The organism is Streptomyces sp. NPDC014870 (assembly GCF_043081505.1).
Lineage (GTDB): Bacteria > Actinomycetota > Actinomycetes > Streptomycetales > Streptomycetaceae > Streptomyces.
This window is the reverse complement of the sequence record NZ_JBIBWQ010000001.1, coordinates 1,049,790-1,056,407: the sequence shown is the minus strand read 5'-3', so window position 1 is coordinate 1,056,407 and position 6,618 is coordinate 1,049,790. Positions and strand designations below refer to the sequence as shown.

At 74.2% G+C, this 6,618-nt stretch carries 8 protein-coding genes; 4 read left to right on the top strand and 4 right to left on the bottom strand.

Annotated elements, in window-relative coordinates:
• Positions 1-180: 180 nt before the first annotated feature.
• Positions 181-609, bottom strand: a complete 429-nt coding sequence (locus ACF09C_RS04515) for an SRPBCC family protein (protein WP_392088568.1) — start codon at positions 607-609, stop codon at positions 181-183.
• Positions 610-677: 68 nt separating this feature from the next.
• Positions 678-887: a hypothetical protein gene (locus ACF09C_RS04510; RefSeq protein ID WP_362009586.1), complete on the bottom strand. Its 210-nt coding sequence runs from the start codon at positions 885-887 to the stop codon at positions 678-680.
• A gap of 197 nt (positions 888-1,084) precedes the next feature.
• On the opposite strand from ACF09C_RS04510, the gene ACF09C_RS04505 reads away from it, so the two are divergent.
• From ACF09C_RS04505 to ACF09C_RS04495, 3 genes are all read left to right on the top strand, one after another.
• A complete protein-coding gene (locus ACF09C_RS04505) occupies positions 1,085-1,636 on the top strand; it encodes a Clp protease N-terminal domain-containing protein (RefSeq protein WP_392088565.1) in 552 nt (183 codons plus the stop codon).
• A 41-nt stretch (positions 1,637-1,677) separates the two neighbouring features.
• Positions 1,678-2,667, top strand: coding sequence for a DMT family transporter (locus ACF09C_RS04500; RefSeq protein WP_392088563.1), 990 nt, complete (start codon positions 1,678-1,680; stop codon positions 2,665-2,667).
• Between the two features lie 198 nt (positions 2,668-2,865).
• On the top strand, positions 2,866-3,807 hold the full coding sequence (locus ACF09C_RS04495) for a DMT family transporter (protein WP_392088702.1): 942 nt from the start codon (positions 2,866-2,868) through the stop codon (positions 3,805-3,807).
• A gap of 82 nt (positions 3,808-3,889) precedes the next feature.
• Here ACF09C_RS04495 and ACF09C_RS04490 read toward each other — a convergent pair whose 3' ends face one another.
• Both ACF09C_RS04490 and ACF09C_RS04485 read right to left on the bottom strand, forming a co-directional pair.
• Positions 3,890-4,540, bottom strand: coding sequence for an FMN-binding negative transcriptional regulator (locus ACF09C_RS04490; RefSeq protein ID WP_392088561.1), 651 nt, complete (start codon positions 4,538-4,540; stop codon positions 3,890-3,892).
• 9 nt (positions 4,541-4,549) lie between these two features.
• Positions 4,550-5,224 (bottom strand): pyridoxamine 5'-phosphate oxidase family protein, encoded by a 675-nt coding sequence (locus ACF09C_RS04485; RefSeq protein WP_392088558.1) that lies wholly within the window; start codon positions 5,222-5,224, stop codon positions 4,550-4,552.
• Positions 5,225-5,259: 35 nt separating this feature from the next.
• Between ACF09C_RS04485 and ACF09C_RS04480 the strand changes: the two genes are divergently transcribed.
• Positions 5,260-6,591, top strand: coding sequence for an aminotransferase class I/II-fold pyridoxal phosphate-dependent enzyme (locus ACF09C_RS04480; RefSeq protein ID WP_392088555.1), 1,332 nt, complete (start codon positions 5,260-5,262; stop codon positions 6,589-6,591).
• Positions 6,592-6,618 lie beyond the last annotated feature (27 nt).

Below are 6,618 nucleotides of genomic sequence, written 5' to 3'. Positions count from 1 at the left end.
CCGGGGGTAACGGGCCGGGCGTGGGGGCGTGCGCCCCACCGGCGCAGGACCACCCACCCCCGGCGCACGACGCACCCCCCGCGCGCGCGGGGGGCCCGCGCGGCGATCGCCGCGCGGGCCCCTCGTGCGCGCGTGGGGTGCTTCGTGCGCCGTGGGTGGTGCTTCGTGCGCGTGTGGGGCTCAGGCCACCAGGCCGGTCAGTTTCCGCAGGGACTCGTTCAGGGCCGCGGTCGCCGAGTCCTTCAGCTTGCCCGCCATCAGGGACACCGCGGCGCCCGTGAACTCGCCGTCGATCCGTACCGTCGTGGCGTCCCCGTCCGCCGCCAGTGAGTAGCGGGTCGCCACGATCACCCCCATCGGCCCCTTGCCGCGGATGGCCAGGATCCGTGCGGTCTCCAGCTCCTCCACCGTCCAGGTCACCTCGGCGGGGAAGCCCATCAGCTTCATGTTCTCCGCGAAGGTGGCGCCCGTCTCCAGGGAGGCGGGGCCGCCGTGGGGGAAGTTGGTGTGGGTGGCGTTCCACTCGCCGTACGAGGAGAAGTCCGTCAGCTGCGCCCAGACCTTCTCGGCCGGCGCATCGATCCGTGCCTCGGCGCTGACTTCGGCCATACGACCACCCCTTCGCGGGTTCCGTCCGACTCTGGTGTCGCGGAACGTAGCCGGGGGGCCGCGAACATTCAATACTGATGAACCGTCAGTTCTTCGACGTCGCCGATCCACCAGATCTGCGCCGCGTCGAACCAGTCGGAGGCGCGCGGGCCGCCGCTCTCGTCGTGGCAGTGGAACGCGGCCCAGAAGAGATCGGCGGGCAGCGCGTCCCGCGGCGCGTACACGCGGTAGACGTACTGCCGCCCGTCGAGCGCGAGCAGAGCGACCATCCAGAACATATCCAGAGGACGGAACGGGAGGGCCTGATGGTTGCATTCGGGGCGCAAAGCAAGGCGGCGCGCGCCCCTCGGTCGCGATCGGTCGCAATCTCCTCCGTAAGGAGGAGGAGCCGGTCACCTGTGCCCAACTGTGGTGGGATGCGCACATGCTTCTCGGCGGGGATGCTCCGGAGCCCCGGGGCTGATGAGGTGGGAGGGTGCACCTTCCTGTCCCCCGCGTACCGCAGCAGCCCGCGTCCCGCCGCCCCGAGATCCAGCTCGGCCGGCTCACCGCCGAACTCGCGACGGTCGTGGCCGGCGCGCGCCGCCGGGCCCTGCGCGACGGTGACCGGCAGATCGACACCGCCCATCTGCTGCACTCCCTGATCGAGTCCGACCCCGAGGTCGGCGCGGCCTTCGAGGGGGGTCCGCCGCAGCTCGCGCGCGTGCTCGGCTATCTCGTCCAGCGCTCCATCGGCTACGGCCTGCGGTGGCGGGCCTCCGTCGAGGACTCCGGCGCCCTGGAGGTCGTACGGGACGCGGTGGCGGCCGAGGCGACGGCGGCCGGCTGGTCGCCCACGGCGGCCGCCGCCATGGACGGCGCCTGGGAGCGGGCAGCGCTGCGCGGGGACCCGCGGGCCCGGGGCCTCGATCTGCTGGCCGTCATCGCCGCCGACCCGCAGAGCAGGGCCGTCGAGGTGCTGCGCCGGGCAGGGGTCGATCCGCTCGTTCTCACGGACCGGATCGGGGAGCTGTCTCAACAGGTGTGACGGGGGTGACGCTCCTGACGTAGTCCTGTCATGATGGCCGGATGCACGCGTCTCAGGGGAGAAGCGCCGGCCTGGGACTCGCCCTGGCCTCGGCCTTCGCATTCGGCGGTTCAGGTGTGGCGGCGAAGCCGCTCATCGAAGCGGGGCTCGACCCGCTCCATGTGGTGTGGCTCAGGGTCGCCGGTGCCGCCCTCGTCATGCTGCCGGTGGCCTGGCGCCACCGCGACCTCCTGCGACGCAAGCCCGCCCTGCTCGCCGGGTTCGGTCTCCTCGCCGTCGCCGGTGTCCAGGCCTTCTACTTCGCCTCGATCTCCCGGATCCCCGTCGGCGTCGCGCTGCTCATCGAGTACCTCGCCCCCGCCCTCGTCCTCGGCTGGGTGCGCTTCGTCCAGCGCCGGCCCGTCACACGCGCCGCCGCGCTCGGCGTCGTCCTCGCCGTCGGCGGCCTCGCCTGTGTCGTCCAGATCTGGTCCGGGCTCAGCTTCGACCTGATCGGACTGCTCCTCGCGCTCGGCGCCGCGTGCTGTCAGGTCGGCTACTTCGTCCTCTCCGACCAGAGCGGCGACGAGTCCGACCCGGTCGACCCGCTGGGCGTCATCGCGTACGGACTGCTCTTCGGCGCCCTCGTCCTGACCGTCGTGGCCCGCCCGTGGGGCATGGAGTGGTCGGTCCTCGCCGGTCGGGCGGACATGGATGGGACCGGCGTGCCCGCCTGGCTGCTCCTCGGCTGGATCGTGCTCATCGCCACCGTCCTCGCGTATGTCACCGGCGTCGTCTCGGTCCGCCGCCTCTCGCCGCAGGTCGCCGGTGTCGTCGCCTGTCTGGAGGCCGTGATCGCGACGGTCCTGGCCTGGGTGCTGCTCGGCGAACACCTGGAGGCGCCGCAGATCATCGGCGGCGCGGTGGTCCTCGTCGGCGCGTTCATCGCCCAGTCGTCGACGCCCAAGGCGGCGTCCGCGGAGCCCGTGGCCGGCTCGGGAAAGAACACCCGCGACGAATCCGAGTTGTCCGCCGCGCGGACCGGCGCCTAAGGTGACGATCATGCATTCGACCGTGCTTCCGCCTCCCGCCGCCTAGGCGCGGGCGGCGTTCTCCCTGACGAAGACCGGGCTCGGCCAGTCGCCGAGCGGTTCGTCGCTGCCCGCGTGCGGAGTTGAGCGACCCCCTCACCCTGTCTTCGTACGGAGAAGCACGTGTCTCAATCCTCGCTGTCCTCGTCCGCGGTGGCCATGCCCGCCGTCGGCCGGAGCCTGCTCTATCTGATCGTCGCCGGAATCGCCTGGGGCACCGCGGGCGCCGCGGCCTCGCTGATCTTCCGGGTCAGCGACATGGGGCCGCTGGCCCTCTCCTTCTGGCGGTGCGCCGGCGGCCTCGCCCTGCTGCTCGGGGCGCTCGCCCTGCGGCCGCGCCGGGCAGCCGTCGGGGTCGCGGAGCCCCGCCGGAGGCGACTGATCCGGATCCTCGGCACCGGGATCGGTCTCACCGTCTTCCAGAGCGCCTACTTCGCCGCCGTCGAGGCCACCGGACTCGCCGTCGGCACCGTCGTCACTCTCGGCGCCGGACCCGTCCTGATCGCGCTCGGCGCCCGGCTCGGCATGGGCGAGCGGCTCGGCCGCGGAGGAGCGGCGGCCGTGGCCGGCGCGCTCCTCGGGCTCGGCGTGCTCGTTCTCGGCGGCGAGGGCGGCGAGGTGAAGCCGGTCGGGGTGGGCCTCGCGGTGCTCTCGGCCGCCGGGTACGCGGCGATCACCCTGCTCACGCGGTGGCTCGGCCGGGACGGGGGCGGCTCCGACGCCCTGTCGACGACCACCTGGGCCTTCGCGATCGGCGCGGTCGGGCTGCTGCCGATGGCGTTCCTGGAGTCCCCGGGTGGGCTGCTGCCCAGGACGGGCCAGCCGCTGGAGGTGCTCGCGCTCCTCGTGTACGTGGCGGCGGTCCCGACGGCCCTCGCGTACGCCCTGTACTTCGCGGGAGCCGCGGTGGTCAGGGCGGCCACGGTGTCGGTCATCATGCTGCTCGAACCGGTGAGCGCGGCGGTCATCGCGGTGGCGGTCCTCGGCGAGGAGCTGGCCGCCGCCACGGTCGTGGGCACGCTCGTGCTGCTCACGGCGGTCACGGGCCTCGCCCTCGCCGAGGCGCGGTCGGCGGCGGTACGGCGGCGGGCGGCCGCGTAGGGCTCCCCCTGGGCCGTGTCCGGAAAGTCCGGCCCGGCAGCGACGCCCTGCCGGGCGGACCGCCGTACCTTCCGGACACGCCCTAGGCCGAGGCGGTGGGGCGGCGGCGTCGTTGGTGGGCTGCCGCCTCGGCGTCGCCACGGGCCGCCCTGGCCGTCAGGCCCGCCACGATCGCGTCCTGCACCGGTTCCGGTTTGTGGTGCGCGTACTTGAACTTCGCGCGGACGTCGGTCACGTCGAGGCGCAGGCCCCGCAGCCCCGCCAGAAGACGGCCGAACGGGGCCTCGCCCGGCGTGACCTGGGCGGTGCCGCCCTCCGGCTGGAAGTGGGCGACCTGGCGGTTGAGGAGCGCCGCCTTCTCCGCGGGGTCGTCGACCACGTGGGCCGTGCAGCGCAGTTGGACGGCCGCGTAGAAGGACGTGGGGGTCCCGTGCTCGGACGGGGCCCCCACGGGGGCCGCCCAGGGGCCCGGCACGAAGGCGTAGTCGTCGACCACGCTGAGGACGACCGCCGGGTTCTCCTCGAGCGCCCGCCACAGCGGGTTGGGGCGGGCGAGATGGGTCAGCACCCGTCCGTGGGGGCCGGGCTCGGAGTCGTACCGGAAGTGCAGCGGCTGCACCCACGGCGGCTCGCCGGGCAGGCCGTTGACGGCGAGCTGGCCGAAGTCGTGCGAGGACAACCACGTGCGCCACTCGTCGGAGTCGAGGACGGCGTCCCAGGGGTGGATCAGCATGGCGCGTCCTCAGGGGGTGGCGGTGGGGGCGAGGTAGGCCGGCAGGTCGACGGACGAGTCGAGGTCGTCCGCCGGAACGGGCGTGCCGTAGGTCCTGGCCACCGGGACCACACCGGCCCAGTGGGGGAGCGTCGCGTCCTCCGGCTCGTCGTTCGGGCCGCCCGTGCGGACCTTGGCGGAGACCTCGTCGAGCTCCAGACGCAGGACGGCCGTCGCGGCCAGCTCCTTGGCGTTGGCCCGCCGGGAGTCGTCGGCGCGCCCGGGGACGACGTGGTCGACCAGGGCGTCGAGGGCGGTGCGCAGTTCCTCGGGGTCGGTGACCTGGTGCGCGATGCCGTGGACCACGACGGAGCGGTAGTTGATCGAGTGGTGGAACGCCGACTTGGCCAGGACCAGGCCGTCGACGTGGGTCACCGTCAGACAGACCGGCAGTCCGGGGGCCTCCTCGCCCGAACCCGCCATGCGCAGCGGACGCGATCCGGTGGAGCCGTGCACGTAGAGGCGTTCGCCGATCCGGCCGTAGAGCGTCGGCAGCACGACGGGCGCGCCGTCGCGGACGAAGCCGAGGTGGCAGACGTACGCCTCGTCGAGTATCGAGTGGACCAACGCCCGGTCGTACGACGCGCGCTTGCGGGAGCGGGTCGGGACGGTCCGCGCGGTCGGCTCGTAGGTCTCCGTCGTCATTGCGCTCTCCATTGCACTAGTGCATAATTGCGTTTGTGCTAGGAGAGTATCGGATCGAAGGTCGTCGCGCATCGGAGATCGCCGCGAGCGTCGAGCGGGGGGTCGCTGACGGCGCTCTGGAGCCTGGGCAACTGCTCCCGCCCATGCGGGAGTTGGCGGGCTCGCTCGGGGTGAACCCGAACACGGTCGCCGCCGCGTACCGGACCCTGCGTGAGCGCGGGGTCATCGAGACGGACGGACGGCGGGGCAGTCGGGTCCGGGCCACGCCCGCGACGACGGCCCGCGGGTCGATCCGGGTCGAGGCGCCGCCGGGCGTGCGCGACGTCAGCCGGGGCAACCCCGACCCGGAGCTGCTGCCCCCGCTCGGGGCGGCGCTCGCCGAGGCCGCGCGCCGCGAGGCGGAACGGCCCGGGCTGTACGGGGAGGCTCCCGTGGACGCGGACTTCGCCCGGCTCGCGCGCGCCGCGCTCGACGCGGACGGGGTCCCCGACGGTCCGATCGCCGTCACCTCGGGGGCCCTCGACGCGATCGAGCGGGTCCTCGCGGTCCATCTTCGGCCCGGAGACGCGGTCGCCGTCGAGGACCCCGGCTGGGGGAGCCTTCTCGACCTCGTCCCGGCTCTCGGGCTGCGGCCCGTGCCGATCCCGGTCGACGACGAGGGGCCGCTTCCCTCTGCCCTGGCGGGGGCCCTGCGGGACGGGGCGCGGGCGGTGATCGTCACCGACCGCGCGCAGAACCCGACCGGCGCGGCCGTGGGCGCCGAGCGTGCCGAGGCGCTGCGCCGCGTGCTCGCGGACCACCCGGACGTCCTGCTCGTCGAGGACGACCACGGGCACGGCATTGTCGATCTGCCGCTGTCGCCGCTGGCCGGAGTGACCCGTCACTGGGCTTTCGTACGGTCCGTTGCCAAGGCGTACGGGCCCGATCTGCGGGTCGCGTGCCTGACCGGAGACGCCGAGACCGTCGACCGGGTGCTCGGGAGGCAGCGGCTCGGCCCCGGCTGGGTCAGCCGGCTCCTGCAGCGGGCCGTCGCGCACCTGTGGGCCACGGGGGCGGTGGATCCGGCCGCCGTCGCGGGCGCGTACGCGGAGCGGCGCGACCGGCTCGTGCGGGCCCTTGAGCGGCGCGGGGTCGAGGCGCACGGGCGGAGCGGGATGAACGTGTGGGTCCCGGTCGCCGACGAGACGGGCGCGGTGACCCGGCTCCTCGGCGCGGGGTGGGCGGTGGCCCCGGGCGCCCGCTTCCGGCTGGGCGCCGGGCCGGCCGTCCGGGTCACCGTCTCCGGCCTGCGTGCCGCGGACATCGAGCCCCTGGCCGACGCGGTCGCCCTCGCGGCGGGACCGGCGCCGGCGCGGAGCTACGGCTGAGGCTTCCGTAGAGAGCTACGGCCGAGG